The 16989-nt window shown below is 36.2% G+C and carries 13 protein-coding genes; 8 read left to right on the forward strand and 5 right to left on the reverse strand.

Annotation, left to right across the window (positions count from 1 at the left end):
- Positions 1-386 precede the first annotated feature (386 nt).
- Both prmA and serA read right to left on the reverse strand, forming a co-directional pair.
- Positions 387-1280, reverse strand: coding sequence for a 50S ribosomal protein L11 methyltransferase (gene prmA, locus F6K23_RS26950; RefSeq protein ID WP_287324516.1), 894 nt, complete (start codon positions 1278-1280; stop codon positions 387-389).
- Between the two features lie 504 nt (positions 1281-1784).
- Complete coding sequence (serA, locus tag F6K23_RS26955; protein ID WP_293161488.1) at positions 1785-3368, reverse strand: phosphoglycerate dehydrogenase; 1584 nt, start codon at positions 3366-3368, stop codon at positions 1785-1787.
- A gap of 237 nt (positions 3369-3605) precedes the next feature.
- Between serA and F6K23_RS26960 the strand changes: the two genes are divergently transcribed.
- The 5 genes from F6K23_RS26960 to F6K23_RS26980 all read left to right on the forward strand — a co-directional run bounded on the left by F6K23_RS26960 (position 3606) and on the right by F6K23_RS26980 (position 9803).
- Positions 3606-4115, forward strand: coding sequence for a hypothetical protein (locus tag F6K23_RS26960; RefSeq protein WP_293161525.1), 510 nt, complete (start codon positions 3606-3608; stop codon positions 4113-4115).
- Positions 4116-4407: 292 nt separating this feature from the next.
- Positions 4408-5187, forward strand: a complete 780-nt coding sequence (locus F6K23_RS26965; RefSeq protein WP_293161490.1) for a photosystem II S4 domain protein — start codon at positions 4408-4410, stop codon at positions 5185-5187.
- 536 nt (positions 5188-5723) lie between these two features.
- Positions 5724-6140 (forward strand): XisH family protein, encoded by a 417-nt coding sequence (locus F6K23_RS26970; RefSeq protein ID WP_293161492.1) that lies wholly within the window; start codon positions 5724-5726, stop codon positions 6138-6140.
- Positions 6128-6463: a XisI protein gene (locus F6K23_RS26975; RefSeq protein ID WP_293161494.1), complete on the forward strand. Its 336-nt coding sequence runs from the start codon at positions 6128-6130 to the stop codon at positions 6461-6463. The genes F6K23_RS26970 and F6K23_RS26975 overlap by 13 nt, the downstream gene beginning before the upstream one ends.
- A gap of 349 nt (positions 6464-6812) precedes the next feature.
- Positions 6813-9803 (forward strand): P-loop NTPase fold protein, encoded by a 2991-nt coding sequence (locus tag F6K23_RS26980; protein ID WP_293161496.1) that lies wholly within the window; start codon positions 6813-6815, stop codon positions 9801-9803.
- Positions 9804-10342: 539 nt separating this feature from the next.
- On the opposite strand, the gene F6K23_RS26985 is transcribed toward F6K23_RS26980, so the two are convergent.
- Genes F6K23_RS26985 through F6K23_RS26995 form a run of 3 tightly spaced genes read right to left on the reverse strand, consistent with a single transcriptional unit; the run spans position 10343 to position 11237 of the window.
- The gene (locus F6K23_RS26985) at positions 10343-10645 is read right to left on the reverse strand and encodes a XisI protein (RefSeq protein WP_367267834.1); all 303 of its coding nucleotides are present in this window, start codon (positions 10643-10645) and stop codon (positions 10343-10345) included.
- Positions 10646-10692: 47 nt separating this feature from the next.
- Positions 10693-10833, reverse strand: coding sequence for an element excision factor XisI family protein (locus F6K23_RS26990; protein ID WP_293161498.1), 141 nt, complete (start codon positions 10831-10833; stop codon positions 10693-10695).
- A gap of 50 nt (positions 10834-10883) precedes the next feature.
- Positions 10884-11237 carry a XisH family protein gene (locus F6K23_RS26995; protein WP_293161500.1) on the reverse strand — a complete coding sequence of 118 codons (354 nt, stop codon included), beginning with the start codon at positions 11235-11237 and terminating at the stop codon, positions 10884-10886.
- 250 nt (positions 11238-11487) lie between these two features.
- Here F6K23_RS26995 and F6K23_RS27000 point away from each other — a divergent pair, with 250 nt between their 5' ends.
- The 3 genes from F6K23_RS27000 (at position 11488) to F6K23_RS27010 (ending at position 16988) form a co-directional block, all read left to right on the forward strand.
- Entirely contained in the window at positions 11488-12816 is a 1329-nt protein-coding gene (locus tag F6K23_RS27000; RefSeq protein WP_293161502.1) for a hypothetical protein, read from the forward strand.
- Between the two features lie 553 nt (positions 12817-13369).
- The gene (locus F6K23_RS27005) at positions 13370-13693 is read left to right on the forward strand and encodes a hypothetical protein (protein ID WP_293161504.1); all 324 of its coding nucleotides are present in this window, start codon (positions 13370-13372) and stop codon (positions 13691-13693) included.
- Positions 13694-14336: 643 nt separating this feature from the next.
- Positions 14337-16988 (forward strand): VIT domain-containing protein, encoded by a 2652-nt coding sequence (locus F6K23_RS27010; RefSeq protein ID WP_293161506.1) that lies wholly within the window; start codon positions 14337-14339, stop codon positions 16986-16988.
- The last annotated feature ends 1 nt before the right edge of the window (position 16989 follow it).

Consider the following 16989-nt stretch of genomic DNA (forward strand, 5'->3'; position numbering starts at 1 on the left):
CCTTTCCTTCCACTGCTATATCTTCGTTCTTAAAATTTTCACCTACCACCTAATATCAAATCTGTTAGCATCGGTATAAAATTTTTTGAAGTTAGGACTCAGGTAGTAGGGGCGTTAACGATAGTTATGCGAAGCTAACGGCCATTTGCTAACATAGAAGCTCTCCGCTTGACATCTCGCGGAGCGTTAACGGAGTTATGCCACAGCAAAACCCCCGTACAGGAGTCAGGAGGAAAAACAGTTATAAAGATTTGGTAATTGTGAAGATGGACAATATTTTTATACCTAATTAAACGGATTTGATATAAAACCTAAAACCTTCTTAAATCGTTCTCAAATTTTCACCTACAACCTACCACCTAAAACCTAAAACCTTCTTAAATTAATTAAGAACGGCGAATATTAAAACAACACCACTCTCCTCGTTTCCAAAGAGTGGCCACAACCCAACCATTTTCTTCCAAAGTATCAGCAATTGATTTAGCTTGTTCTAGTAAAATTCCACTAAGAACGCCCCAAGTTGTAGGTTTAGCGATCGCTTCCAGACGTGGAATTATATCAATAATTACTTCAGCTAAAATATTACAAACTATACCATCTACCGGACCAGAAGCTAACTTAATTAAATGCTCAATATCCCCATGTTCAACAATTAATTTTTCAGCCGTTATATCATTTAATTTCCGATTACCAATAGTGGATCTAATTGCTAGTGGGTCAATATCAACTGCATATATCTGACGTACCCCTAATAATGCTGCCCCAATGGACAAAATACCACTACCACAACCAATATCAGCAATAATAGCTTCCGGATTAGGTTCCAACCCCAAGCGCATTTCCAATGACTCCAAACATAACTCCGTAGTAGGATGAGTTCCTGTACCAAAAGCTGCTCCTGGATCTAAACGAAGGATAATTCTATCTAAATTTTCTGGTAAATCTAGCCAAGCAGGATGAATTAGAAAGTGATCGCCAATTTCTTGAGGTTGCCAATATTGTTTCCAACTACTTGCCCAGTCTTCTTCCTCAATTAAATCCCAATTCACTACTGGAGTTGGTAAATTCATACATAGGGCATCCTGACGTAAGTGTACGGCCAAAGCTGACAAGTCCAACATTTGAGCTTGTTCTTCTGGTATATAAGCCAAGATCAAGCACTGATTCTCTTGGACTTGACTCGCAGTACCTCGACAACCAAAAGTATCTAGACGCCAAGCAATGACTTCCTCGAGACTTGGGTGACACAACACTCTAATTTCCCACCAGTTATATGCCATAAAAATTCCAGCTCTTTTACATTGTTATATTCTAGATTAGGTGGTAGTTGTTAGGTCGTAGGTTCAACAATTAATAATTAATAATTAACAATTACCTCTCCTTGAAAAGAAGAAGATTGACCCTTAAGGAAAATTTTTTCTCCTTTAAAGGAGAGGCTTTATACCTTAATTATTCGGTAAATTTTGTCATAATTCATAATAGAGTATATAACCTACAAACGCTTTTTTAGATCTTACTCTTACCTATAACCTATAACATATTACCTATTACCGAAAAATCCTGGTCTAAAGCCTTCCCTTTTAAGGGGATAAAAAAATATAATTCCGTATTTTCGTAGCCTCCTTATTGCAGAGGTACTGATAACTGATAACTGATAACTGAAATGACCTATTAGACATATCCAAATAATCAAAAATAAAATCAATTATCGTAAATAAATCATCAATTATTTCCCCCTACTCCCTACTCCCTACTCCCTACTCCCTCTTTTCTAGAGATGTCTATTAAAGAGCAACTGTATAAGCATCCCTAATTCCTGGTTCTTTGATAATTTCAGTTAATATTCCTTCTGGCAATGGGTCATCAATACTTAATACCATCACCGCATCACCTCGGACAATTTTACGACCCACCTGCATACTAGCAATATTCACATTAAAACTACCCAGGAGGGAACCTATTTTACCAATAATTCCGGGCAGATCCCGGTGCAGAGTCAATAACATATAGGGACTTGGGGGTACATTAATTGGAAATCCATCAATATTAGTAATCCGAATCTCATCTTCCCCAAGTAAAGCACCTCTAACAATATGGTCGCCCAGAGAACCCTTTGCTTCCAACTCTAACGAACCAGTATAGTCCCGGACTGAAGCATCCTTAGTTTCCACTACTCGAATACCTCTTTCCTTAGCTTCAATTGAAGCATTTACATAATTTACACGCTCTCGCAGAGCTTGAGAGAGTAAACCTTTGAGAGCCGCCACTACTACTGGTTTACTATCCCCAGTGGCCAAATCTCCTTGAAGACGGACATTCAGAAAATCAATTCGTCCACCTGCCAATTGACTAACTAAATTACCAAGAGTTTCAGCCAATAACAAATAGGGCTTAAGTTTTTCTAATGTATCTGGATACATACCAGGGATATTGACTGCCGATCTAGCAGGCAACCCCAACAACACATCTCGAATCTGTTCCGCAACATCTATTGCCACATTCACCTGAGCTTCAGCAGTAGAAGCTCCCAGGTGAGGAGTCATCACAATTTTTTGTCCTAGATCTCGTAGTGGGGACTCAGCTTCTAGAGGTTCATTTTCATACACATCTATAGCAGCACCAGCAATTTTGCCTTCTTTTAAAGCTTCTGCCAAAGCAACTTCATCAATAATGCCACCTCTAGCGCAATTAATAATACGAGCTGTGGGCTTCATTTTTGTGAAAGTTTCAGCATTAATTGAATGATAAGTTTCATCAGTTTTGGGTATGTGGAGAGTAATGTAGTCCGACTCTTGGACCAATAAATCCATATCTACCAAATTACAACCCAATTGGTCAGCTCTTTCTTTAGAGATAAATGGATCGTAGGCCAGAATTTTCATACCCATAGCTTTCGCCACCTTAGCTACATGGGAACCAATTTTACCCAGACCAACAACACCGAGAGTTTTTTTGTAAACCTCTACCCCAATAAACTTTTTACGGTCCCACTTACCACTAACAACTGACTGGTTAGCCTCTGCAACATGGCGAGACATAGATAACATCATGGCAAGAGCGTGTTCTGCTGCAGCGATCGTATTTCCTTCTGGGGAATTAACTACTACAATACCTTTACGGGTTGCTGCTGTTACATCTACGTTATCTACCCCTACTCCAGCACGACCAATAATTTTTAGTTGAGTAGCAGCTTCAATAATTTCTTTAGTAACTTTAGTACCAGAGCGAATCATTAAAGCATCATATTCTGGTATAATTTTGACCAATTCTTCTGCGGGTAGACCTGTTTTGACATCTACCTGAGCCACTTGGGAGATAATATCAATTCCAGTTTTATCTATTGAATCGGATACAAGAACTTTTGGCATAGGAAGTTAGTTGAATAATTGAATTATGTGACTGTTTTACCCACTGAAACTTTCGCTTCAGTTTGATTTTTGAGTTTCTCAAACAGCAGGAAATTTTGCCAGACTATCATTATGATTAGTCATGTTGATTTAGCAAAAATATTAGCTGCTGACTTAACCTTTCCCTTCAGAGTATCAGTATGGGCCTATAATTTTATTGATTGTCAGAAATATTTTAGATTGCTTCGACCGAATTTTATGAATTATCTAGTTGCTGTATTATCAGACCGCATTCAAGCTGAATCTGCCTATTCTGCTTTGGAAAAACAAGACTTGCCAATGAAGCAAGTGGCAATATTGGGCCGGGGCTATAAAACTGCTGATGAATATGGCCTAATCGATCCTAACGAGCAGGCCCGTAAACAAGCTATGCAGATGGTTACTTGGCTTGCACCTTTTGGTTTTGCTGCTGGTGTTACTTTTAGTCTCATTACGGGATTAAATACTTTTGCTTGGGCAGGAGAATTTGGTAATCATTTTATTGGTGGTATATTGGGGGCTATTTCTGGTGCAATGGGTGGAACTTTTGTTGGTGGTGGAGTGGGTCTGATTTTTGGTGGTGGTGATGCTCTGCCTTATCGTAACCGCCTCAATGCTGGTAAGTATTTGATTGTTGTTCAGGGTTCAGAAGCTCTGATTCGTCTAGCAACTCGCACTTTATATGAGTTTAAACCAGAAAATATCCAAGGATATACTTTAAATAATTAATAATTAATAATTAATAATTAATAACTGGAGAGTACAAAGGTTCTCCTGAACGCTATTTGAAATCGGGTTATATCAATTCTGGTTGCGGGCAAGATGCCCGCACTACAGACATATGTTAACGTTTGCGGTAGCATTCCGTAAAGAAAGCTTTGCGTTAGCAAACGTTAATATTTGTACTTCATATTACGACCGAATTTGCTGTAATTCTCATTCTTATCCTTCCTTTTACCTGACTCCTGACTATTGTGAAATAATACATTTATTCAGAAACGCCACTTATTCAATAAAAATTATGTTACCAAAAGAAGAACTTCTCAAAGGAATTGAAAATCGCGAAACTATTACTCGCATAATTGATCTAGCAGAACAAGCTATCAGAACTTGGGAAATTACTCAGAGTGATTTTTTGTCACCGCCAGAAATATTTGAGTCGGAAGCAATTTTTCAAAAGTTGACAGAAGTAGAATTAGTTTCCTGGGGTGGTTATCCTCAAGCGGAACGAAAAAGATTAGCGATCGCTCGTTCAGATTTACCTATTGATATTTCGAGTGTGGAATTAACAGCTATTAATATTGAGGGAAATTTTCTGTTTGATACTGCGACTCACCGAGATTTTCTTGGTTCGATGTTAGGGACGGGAATTGTCAGAGAAAAAACGGGGGATATTATTGTTTTGGGAGAACGTGGCGCTCAGGTAATAGTAGTGCCTGAATTGGTGGAATATTTAGAAATGAATCTGCAACAAGTTCGGTCTGTTCCTGTTAAAGTTAAACCTCTAGAATTGAGTGATTTAAGAATAAGAGAACCGAAAAAGAAAGAGTTAACAACTGTGGAAGCTTCCATGAGATTAGATGCAGTTGCTTCTGCTGGTTTTGGAATGTCTCGTAGTAAAATGGTTGGTTTTATTGAGGGGGGAGATGTGCGGGTAAATTGGAAGGAAGTTAGTCAGGCAAGTTATACTGTGAAAACTGGAGATTTAATTGCTATTCGAGGAAAAGGAAGGTTAGAAGTAGGGGATGTTGCGATTACCAAAAAAGAACGTTATCGGGTGCAGTTGACAAGGTATGTTTAGAAGAAGGAGTCAGGAGACAGGAGACAGGAGTCAGGAGGGAAGAAGAAGCAAGAGGAGAAGAAAGTTGTGTAGGTTGGGTTGACATCAGGTTAGCGGAGCTTATCCGGAGGATAAACCTAACAAAAATAGATATCTCAGGAATTACGCAAATTAACATTGAAAATGCCATATGTAGGGGCGTTAACGATAGTTATGCGAAGCAAATGGCATTTGCGTTCCGCAAAGCTTCGCTTTATATGTTGCGGAGCAAAACGCCCTCACTAGATTTATACCAATTCCCAAAAATAATGCTATACTTCCGATGCAACTTCAGTTATTAAGTAATAATAATTATTCAGTAATGTTTGCATGGGATTATCTGCATTAAATCCAAATATCTTATGTCTTTTAACCCTACTCCCTACTCTCAAATTCCCCTCTTAGGAGGGGTTAGGGGTGGGTTCCTACTCCCTACTCTCAAGGAGGTGTAGCAAGAATGCGTGAGAAATGGTATTAGTATCCGTGCGTAAGTCCTGATATTATGAAAATTATCTCAAATGGCTAAAGACATTTTCCATCAACAGGTTAAAAATGCTTTAATCAAGGATGGATGGAATATCACCCACGATCCTTTTACAATTCGGATTAGTGAAGCTATCAAATTACAAATAGATTTGGCAGCAGAAAATGCTATTGCAGCAGAAAGAGGTTCTGAAAAAATTGCTGTAGAAATTAAAAGCTTTATTGCAGACTCAGATATTAGCTCATTTCATACTGCATTGGGACAATATCTTAACTATTGTCAAGCACTTGAAGAACAAGAAGCAGACCGAATTGTTTATTTAGCTATTCCTCTGGAAACTTATCAAGATTTTTTTCAGCTTCCTTTTATCCAACGTTCTCTTAAACGTTTTCAAGTCAAACTAATTATTTATAATCCTAAATTGGAGGTGATTTCTGAATGGATAAATTAGAACAATATCGACAATTTGTTCAGGAAATTTTGAGTTCACACGCAGAAATAACAAATACCAATGATACAGTAAAAGATGAATTAATATTTGATACAAAACGTGACCATTATCAATTAGCTTATGTAGGTTGGCGAGGAGATAAAAGAGTATTTGGTCCTGTGATGCACTTTGATATTATAGATGGCAAAATTTGGATTCAATATAATGGTACGGAAGAATCTGTTGCTGAGAAATTAGAGCAAATGGGTGTACCTACTTCAGATATAGTTATCGGTTTTCATTCTGCTTTTAAGCGTCAATTTACTCGTTATGGGAAAAACTGAAGGTAAGCATTTAGCTATTTAGCACAAGTGTAGGTTGGGTTGACGTCAGGAAACCCAACAAAAATAGGGCGTTGCTGATTCTGGGTATGATTTTGCCCCCCGAGCAAGCCAATTTTGGGGGGAATAAAATTCTAAAAGTCCCCCAATTTTGGGGGATTTAGGGGGCTTGACCAGAAGCAAACAATCGCGCATTCATACTTCAATTCAACAACGCCAAAAATAGATATCTCTAAACATAAAGAAGGAGTCAGGAGACAGGAGACAGGAGGGAAGAAGAAGCAAGAGGAATTGAACCTATTTTGTGCTCAACAAATAGTTACAAATCAAGATTATTTTTAATTTATCAATTATGACAGAATCTACAGATAAATCAAACAAAATTATTACTGTCGGAGACCAAGCAACAACAAAAGATGAACTTGGTTTTACTCCTTATGTGATAGCTATGGCTGAATTTTTAACTAATGAAAATACAAAACCTCCACTGACTATTTCTATCGAAGGTGAATGGGGGAGTGGTAAATCTTCTTTTATGAAACAGTTGGAAAAGGAGATTCTTAAGAAGTCTGAAGAATTAGATAAAAAAGATTTAGCAGAGGTTTGGCAGAAAATTAAAGAAGACCAGATTATTTTCAGCAATCTATCAGATATTGGTAAATTTATCAAATTAGGATTAAAGCAAAAAACTCAAACTGTTTGGTTTAATGCTTGGCGACATGAAAAATCTGAGTCACTTTGGGCGACTTTTGCTCTTTCTTTTTTGGAAGAATTATCTAAAAATCGCAATATTCCTGATTTTTTCTATAACTTATACAGTCGGTTTCAGTTATTTATTTATCGTTTAAATTTTAAAGATAAACCGTTTAAAGCTATTCAGACTTTAGTGATGGTTTCGTTGATTTCGAGTATTACTGTAGCTATTCCAATTGTATACTGGAAATTTGGTTTTGAGGGAGTTTATCAGTTGTCTGAAAATTTGGCTGACACTCTAAAATCTGATTCAAAGGAGGAAGATAAAAGTCAAAAAGAAGAGGCTGAAACAACTAACAATGAGACAAAGGAAAATAATGATCGAGACTCAGAATCAACTAATAAAGAAGATGCAAATAATCTTTCTTTAAATATTTTGTTACAACTGGTCGGAATTAGTAGTTCTGCTGCCGGAATAGGAAAACTTTTCGGAATAATAAAAGACTTAATTGGGGACGAGAAAATGGATTTAACTCTATATCTTGAGTCTCCTGATTATGAAAAGGAAGCTGCTTTTATTGAAGAATTTCACGAAGATTTCTCTAAAATTGTTGGTGCTTATGTAGGTAGAGATGAGAAAATTTATGTTTTTATTGATGATCTTGATCGTTGTGAATTGGGTAAAGCTGCGGATCTATTACAAGGTATAAATATGATGATTTATGATGACCAGAATTTGATTTTTATTTTGGGAATGGATCGGGAAAAGGTAGCAGCTTCGATAACTTTTAAACAAAAAGATGTGATTCCTTTTCTAGCTTCAATTGCTAAAGAAAATCAAGAGTGGGAAAATCGAAATGATAGGTCTATCAAACAAGTAGACTATGGTTTTAGTTTTCTGGAAAAGTTTGTGCAATTATCATTCTCTGTTCCTGAATCTTCTCCCAATACATTAAATAATTTACTAGAAAAAGTATCTGGAAGTGAGATAAAAATAGAAACTGATAAGAAAAAATACTTTTTTTGGATTCCTTATAGTTTTATTGCTAAAATTGCTAAAATAAAAATATTTGATATTTACAAAAAGTTTAAAGAATTGGCAGGAAAAATTTTCAACAGATTATTTTCACCAAAAGAAGAGGCAGAATTAGAACAAAGTTTAAAACTACTTTTAGAGAAAATTCTCCAAGAAACAGAGTTTTTCTATCCAGAATTACCTATTTTTCCAGTTATTGAAAAAGATTTAGAACCAGAAAACCTTGCTATCCTAATGGAGATAGTTGCTCCTTTTTTTGATAATAACCCCCGTCGTTTAAAACAGTATGTTAATGCCCTGAAGTTAAAAACTTATATTGCTTATTATTCTATTGGAGTGACTTTTGATGAGAAACAAGCGATAACTATTGAACAGATGGGTAAATTTACTGCACTCACACTTAAATATCCTCGTCTTCTTGTTGAACTTAAAAATAATAATCAACTACTTGCTGAATTAGAAAAATATGCTATCGATCAATCTTCTGAATTAAATAACTCGATAATGCCATTAAAGGATAAAGGAAATGCAAATTATTGGATTAATAATTACCCAAAAATTCAACAGTTACTTTCCTCTAAAATGAAGTCGAATAATAATGATAAAAAGTATATTTTCCAAAATGGAGAGGTTAAAAAGTTACTGCAAGTTTCACAACAAGGGATATCTCCTAAATATTTCAAACTTCGTGAGTTATTAGCAGCAGGTAAGTGGAAAGAAGCTAATGATGAAACTTTCGATCTAATACTTCAAGCTAATAAAATTAAAAAATATTTATCAGTATATCGGAGAGAAACAATAGTAGGGTGGGTAACAGGAGCTTTAGTAGGAGCAGTAGTGGGAGTGAGAGTGGCAATATGGAGAGGATTATTAGAAGTTTCAGTATTAATATTAGGGGTAGCAGTAGTAGGGGGATTATTATCTGCATTAATAGAAAAAGCAGAAGGAGTAAAAAGAGTAAAGAAAGCAAAAATGGAAGTAGAATTTAGTGAATCTCTGCCTTCAGGAATATTAGCAGGAGCAGTATCTGGATTTCTGGTAGGATACGGAGCAGCCGCAGGAGTAGCATTAATAGTAAGAGTAATAGTAGCAGGAGTAGGAGTAGTAGTATCAGCAGCAATAGGAGGAATCGTAGCAGGAGTAGGAGTAGCAGTATCAGGAGTAAAATTAATGTACAGATTTCCATTATTGCGCTTAAGCTCAAGCGACTTTAAATACTTACAATACTCAAAAGCTATTGAAAACTTCCTTTCTGATGAGCTTCGTACTATCGATCAACTTTGGGTAAAATATAGTGGGGGTAAATTTGGCTTTAGTGTTCAAAAGAAAATTTTCCGTAATCAGGATAAGACAAAAGACTCGCAAATAGAGGATTTGAATAATTTTTGCGAAAGTTTGGGTTGGCAAAAGCAGGAGGAGCGGTTATTACACAAAGACCTTGACTTGGAATTAGACGGTGTACTACCGTGTTTATGGACTGCGGAAATACCTAGTATGGAAACAAAACAGAAGAAAGAGCAAAAAAATCTCTTAATTATAGACATAAATTCAGATAAAGGAATAAAAGAAAAAGTCTTAAAATTGTACTTTGATATTCTCAGCAAAGACTTATAGAAAAAAGTAAATCAAGTGCTTCAGCGGTCAACAAAAAAAGTTAATGTATCCCTATTTAAGGAGTCATAAGTCAGAATTTGTTCATGTTTTCAATTCAAATTAACTGTTATAAAAATTGTCACAACCAATTTATGTCAGGTTGCATTAATTAACCACAATACAAAAAGATGGTATAGATAATCTAGTCATTTATGGTATAGATAATTTAGTCATCTATGGTATAGATAATCTAGTCATCTTTAGATGACTTAAGCTATCAGTCAAGGATTTCAATCCTTGGCTTGGTTTGGCTTGGTTTGGGCAGCCATCGAGTATCAAGTTTGGCTTTCTCATCCGCCAAGAAATAAATTTCTTGGCTCATAGCAAAAGTCATCTGAAGATGACTAAAGATAGCTGATTTATTATGGCTAATTAATGAAATTTGATATGAGGATTGCTATATTAAACATCTCTAATAATAAAAAATAAAACTAATTATTTCCTGCTACTTTGTACGGACGTTATATACAACATCTCTACCTAATTCCTACTCCCTCTTTTTACGACACAGCAAAACCTGTATATTTTCGTTTATAAGGTGCATGAAAAGCCAGAACAATATCTGATGAAGGCACTCCTAAATCTACTAATTCATCCGCAATACCCATTTTTGTACCATCATGTTGTATCCAGATTTTTTCATTTTTAATATCTATTTGTAAAACACAACCTCGTATTCTTTCATTCCCATCCCAACCAACATTTAAAAGTTGGGCATTGCTGATTCTGGGTATGATGCAAGCCCCCCTAGCCCCCCAAATTGGGGGGGAAGAAACTCTGAAAGTCCCCCATATTTGGGGGATTTAGGGGGCTTGAGCAAAACTAAACAATCGCGCATTCATACTTCAATTCAGCAACGCCAAAGTTGATAATGGTCGCGATCGCGGTCGAAAATTGTTTGTACTTCCACCTCTCCATAAGATGGTTTGTATTGTCCATATTCCTTAATTATTTGCTCAATATAATTTCTGTATTTTTCTAACTTTTCCATTCTATAATTACCTCCTGCTCTACATCATAAATAATTAGTTTAAGACGTTGTTATGCAATTACTCCTTGAGTAAATAGTAACCTAAAAAAAGTTTTATAAGTGTCTTCAGGAACAGCTAAATATAAAATTCGCTCCCGGTCTTTTTGGTTAAGAATAAAACGGTAATTCAAATACTGACCTAATGCCGTATGAAATTCATAAGTTATTGATTTTTGAATGAAACTTTTGATTTCTACAGCAATTTTTTCCCCATCTTTTTCTGCACCAACAAGTTTTTCTGCACCCAGATCGACATACATATCAACTCCACCAAATTCTAAAAAAAGGGGGTCATCAGTAATAGTCCAATTTTCTTTAATTAAAGCATTTTTGACAGCATCATGAAAAACATCTTTGGCAGGCATAATTCTTACACCGAATTTTATACTAAAAAATTATTGACACTTTGTAGGTTAGGTTGAAGTTTACGGAAACCCAAAATTATAGCTTGGTGTTGGGTTGCGCGGTCGCTTAACCCAACCTACGGTATTATCTATCAACTGGATTTTAAATTGGGCAACTATTAGGTATATCTATTATTAAATTAACTACTGGACTGATGAGTTATCCGAAGATTATAATATAAGTAATAAATCTAGAGGTAAAAATAAAAATATGTCACGTTTATATAACCGAGCTTATAAAATATTAGAGGTTGAAGTTAACAAGTGTGCTAAAGAAGATGTGGTTGGGGAAGTAGGAAAAAATATAGTAATGAAAAGATTGGATAAGTTAACTTTCCAATCAGGAGAACCCCTAAAAGAAGAAGAGTTAAGTTATTTAGTAAAAGACCAATTTCCTAATTTTAGTGACACAGTTATTCAGAAAGCGGCTAAAGCAAATAAACCACCAGGAATGTTGAGTAAAATTGCCTGGATACCTGCTGCATTAGTGGGAATGGCAGGGATAGTTTGGGTGGCAAATTTACCCTATCCAATGATTCGTAAACCTGTGTCTAGAGTAGCACCAATAATTTTGATACCTAGCTATATAAGTATGGATAATAACTATCGACAGGCGATCGCTAATGTTGAACAAGCAGACCAATTAATTAATCAGGCAACTTCCAGTGTAGATATCAATTTTGGTGCTGAGAAAGTTGCTTTAGCACAAAAACATCTTGATGAATTGCCAGTTTGGTTTTTAGGTTATTATCCTGAAAGATACTGTACCTTTTTTAGTTGTTCTTGGAAATTCACATTAGATGAATTTGAAACTGCGAGAAAACAGATAGGACGAATGGAGGCAAAGGTATTTCAAGAAAAAAATGCTCAAACATTGTTAACGGAAGCGGAACAAACAATTACAACAACTAAACAACAGTATCAACAAGCGACAACACCAGCAGATAAACAACAGGCGATCGCTGACTGGCAAGCAGCAATAGATAAGTTAGAGCAAATTCCTCCTACTACTCTCGCTGGAAAAATGGTGAAACCAAAGTTAGCAGCGACAAAGCGAGATTTTCAAATAGAGGCGGTTTTAGCTGAGGGAAGTAAACTCAGTTTCACTTTTATGCAAGTGGCAAAACAATTTAATATGCAAGCAGCTACAGCTGCCCAAAATGGACCACATCCAGAGCAACAATGGCAAGTGGTGGCGAGTTTATGGGAGCAAGCAATTAATCAATTACAGAAAATACCAGCAGATAATCCAGCTTATTTGGAAGCACAGACTAAACTGGGAGAATATCAGGTTAATTTAGCTAATGTAAAAATGCGGTTGCAAGCAGAAACAGAGTCAAAAAAAGCTTTGAAGGAGGCTAAAAATTTAATTGCAGATTGGCAAAGATATGCTGCTGATAATAATTCTAATCGTGGTATATTGGCAAGTAAACTTCAATTAATTATTAATCAGTTAGAGAATATTAAACCAGAAACAACTTATTATCAAGAAGCTCAAGAATTGTTGAAATTTGCTCAGAATAAACAGAATAATTTATAAAAATAAGAATTAGGGAGTAGGTAGTAGGGAAAATAATTGATGTATCTAGATGTAATGATTGATTTTATTTTCTATTGATTCAGCCGAAAATTAGTTTTTTGTATCATAATCTTTGGGGATAAAAATAATTACCGAATAATTAAGGTTTAAAGCCTCTCCTTTAAAGGAGAAGCAAGAAAAAATTTTCCTTTTATTCAATCCTCTTCCTTTTAGGGAGAGGTAATTATCAATTATCCATTATCAATTATCAATTATTGAAATATCCCCAAAAAAAATAACTTTATAATAGGAGAAAAAAATATGACAACAGAACGTTGGAATAATGAAATATTAGACCGTCTTATACCAAGCGTGATAAATGTTTGTTACAAATGGTAGGGACGTTGCATAGTCCGTACGAAAGAAGGAATAGGGAAGACCGAAGTTGGGGTAAATATTGAAAAAAAGGGAAAAAAGATAGGAATAACTATTTTAAATGAACTGGAGCAGCTATTTTTAAGCATATCCGTTCGAGGTCTACTTTTTTGTAGCATTCTTTTTTTAAATTGGTATTATGAGTGCTATTGCAGAGACACGAGAGATAGTAGAGCGCAATGCTCGTACCATTGAAAGTAACGCTCGTGTCATCGAAGCTCAAGATAATAAATTATCAGAAACACGGGATTTGATTAACAGTAATGCTCGTATTATTCAAGCATTAGCAAATAGCACAGCAGAAGCAGCAGAAGAACGAGAACGAATCTCACAAAAACAAGAGCAAATATTGGAAATTATTGCACAACAACAAGCGGAAATTCGTGGTTTGCAAACAGAAAATCGGCGTATTTTAGATATTTTACTTAACGAACGTCAAGAGGATAATTCAGACGAAAGTTAGTTTTTTCGTACGATCATCTTTGGGGATAAAAATAATTATATATCCCCAGAAAAATAACTTTATACAGCGCTTTTCAAATTCAAGTTAGTTTTTTTATACGATCATCTGTGGAGATAAAAATAATTATATATCCCCAGAAAAAGGGGTTGCACATTATGGAATGATATTAGACATCTCCATAAAAGAGGCAACAGGCAACAGGTAACAGGCAACAGTGAATAGGGAATAGGGAGAAATAATTGATAATTTATGGATAATAATTGATTTTATTTTTGATTTTTACGCCTATGTATATTGCCATATTGCCAAAAAATAGTCGATAATTTGAATCGAAAAAACCTAGTATTAATCATTCTAGCAATTCTCAAATCCAAAATTATGTTCATCAAAAATGTCAAATCATTCGTCACTGTGCAACGCCCAGAAAAATAACTTTATACAGCGCTTTTCAAATTGATGAACCATATCGCCATAACTAAAACCCTTTAGGGACAACAGAAAAAAAATCTTGAAATCTCTCCCCTAAATTTTTAAGCTGACCATAATAATACATAATTCTTAATAGACAATTCCTAAATGACTATGCTACAAGAAAAAGAATATATTACAAAACTAATTAATTTCTTTAGAATCATACATAGTTATGTCTACAAATACACCAACTCTTGCAGGATTATACATTCTATCCTCAGAAGAAAAACTAACTTTTCCGCTCAAACACACCGAAGTTAAAGCTAAAATAGCGGGCAACCTATCCCGCGTCGAAGTAACTCAACAATTTGAGAACCCATTCACCGAACCCCTAGAAGCAACTTATCTCTTCCCACTACCAGACGAAGCAGCAGTCGATGAAATGGAAATCAAAATAGGCGATCGCTTAATCAAAGGTAATATCAAAAAACGAGAAGAAGCAAAAAAAATCTATCAACAAGCTAAACAACAAGGTCGCACCGCAGGATTACTCGAACAACAGCGCGATAATATTTTCACTCAGTCCTTAGCAAATATCAAACCAGGGGAGAAAATAGATGTAATTATTCGCTATACAGACTCCCTGAAATTTGAAGGTGGGGACTATGAATTTGTATTTCCCATGGTTGTGGGACCTCGCTATATTCCCGGAACGCCTTTAGATAGAAGTGGTGATACAGACCAAGTTCCTGATGCTAGTCAAATTACACCGCCAATAGTTCCCCCGGCAATGCGTTCGGGACATGATATTGGTATGACAGTAGAAATAGACTGTGGGATGCCAATTTTTCAGGTGAATTCCACATCCCACCAAATTCAAACATCTGAGCGAAGAGAAATTGTTACGGTTAAATTAGGAAATGAAGACACCATCCCAAATAAAGACTTCATTCTCCGCTATCAAGTTGCTAGCAATCATACCAAAGCAACAGTATTAACTCAAGCAGACGAACGTGGCGGATATTTTGCCGTTTATCTAATTCCCGCTTTACAGTATCGAAGTGATGAAATTGTGCCGAAAGATGTCGTTTTCCTCATGGATACTTCCGGTTCCCAAATGGGAGAACCCTTGCTCAAATGTCAGGAATTGATGCGCCGTTTTATTCACAGACTTAACCCCAACGACACTTTCACAATTATCGACTTTGCCAATACTACCAGAAAACTATCAGAAACTCCTTTGGCAAATACACCTAAAAACATTGCCACTGCAATTAACTATATCAACAGATTAAATGCAAATGGTGGCACTGAATTACTTAATGGCATCCAGGAAGTTTTGAATTTTCCGCCTCCACCTGCGGGAAGACTGCGGAGTATTGTGATGTTGACCGATGGTTATATTGGTAATGAAAAAGCAGTATTGGCAGAAGTGCAAGACAAACTCCAACCAGGCAACCGACTTTATAGTTTTGGCGTTGGTAGTTCGGTAAATCGATATTTGATTAATCGTTTGGCAGAAATTGGGCAGGGTATTGCCAGGGTTGTGCGACAGGATGAACCCACTCAGGAAGTAGCAGAGAAATTTTTTCAGCAAATTAATAATCCAGTATTGACTCAAATTGAGGTTGAGTGGAATGGTTGGGGTGAAATACCAGAAATTTATCCGGTGACAACTCCAGATTTGTTTGCCGAACAACCTTTGGTTTTATTTGGGTACAAACAGGATGCTGTGGGAGGTGAGTTACAGGTTAATGGTATTGCTGCTGGTGGGGAAATTTATCAGCAGACTTTCGAGATGATTTTTGCTGAGAGTGGTAATGTGGCAGTTGCTCAAATTTGGGCGAGACAAAAGATTAAGCATTTGATGAATCAGATGTTTGATTATGATAAGAAGTCGATGGTAAAAGAGGTGACGGAGACAGCTTTAAGTTATCAATTGTTGTCAGAATATACGGCGTTTGTGGCAGTAAGTGAAGATGTGCGTGTTGAACCTGGTGGTCAGCGGATTTCGATGGAAGTTCCTGTGGAAATGCCAGAGGGAGTGAGCTATAAGGGGTTCGGTCCTGCACCTGACAGATTTCGAGTAGACAATTATCCAGATCGTATCATGTCAACTTATTCCGACTCTCCGGACTTGCTGTGTCGGATGCTAGACAATGATTCAGATCGTATCATGTCAACTTATTCTGACTCTCCGGACTTGATGATGCAGCTATCGCAACTTCAAGCAATAGATTCGGTGGAGCAACAAGAGAAAATAGGGTCTTTGGGTATCAAGAAAGGAATTTCGAGATTCTTGAAACAAGGCGAACTACAGGAAACTGCTTCTACTAAGGAAGTAAGGATACGCTACAATATTTCGGATAATGACTATAAAGTAAGACTTTCTCATATAGAGCGCTTTCTCAAAACTAACGATAAGGTTGTAGTTAAAATATTAGTCCGCGACCGAAAAATTCCTACTTCCGAGCAACTGCTGAAACGGATAGCGACAGACTTGAAGGAAGTTGCAAATGTGGAGGAAACTCCTAAAGTAGTAGGGAATTTTATGCAAATGGTACTTTCTCTCAAACAAAAAGATTCTGCAAACTCAACTGATACTCCTTTGCACATTATCCAAGTTATCGGGTTAGATACAGCAGAGCAAAAAAATCTGCAACAGCATTTACAAAATTTGGATGTTCCACCAAATATTCATGGTGAAATAGTTTTGGAATTGCAGGCAAAAGGCGATCGCGTACTCCGAGTAATTTTAGATGATGAACTTTCCACTTTGAAGGATAAAAAAATTGTAGAAGAAATTAAGCGATCGCTTTTAAAATGGCGCGTTCCCTCTGGTGTCGCAGATCGGATTGAGATTACAATCAAAGTTAGTTCCTAAT

The organism is Okeania sp. SIO2C9, assembly GCF_010672455.1.
Taxonomy (GTDB): domain Bacteria; phylum Cyanobacteriota; class Cyanobacteriia; order Cyanobacteriales; family Microcoleaceae; genus Okeania.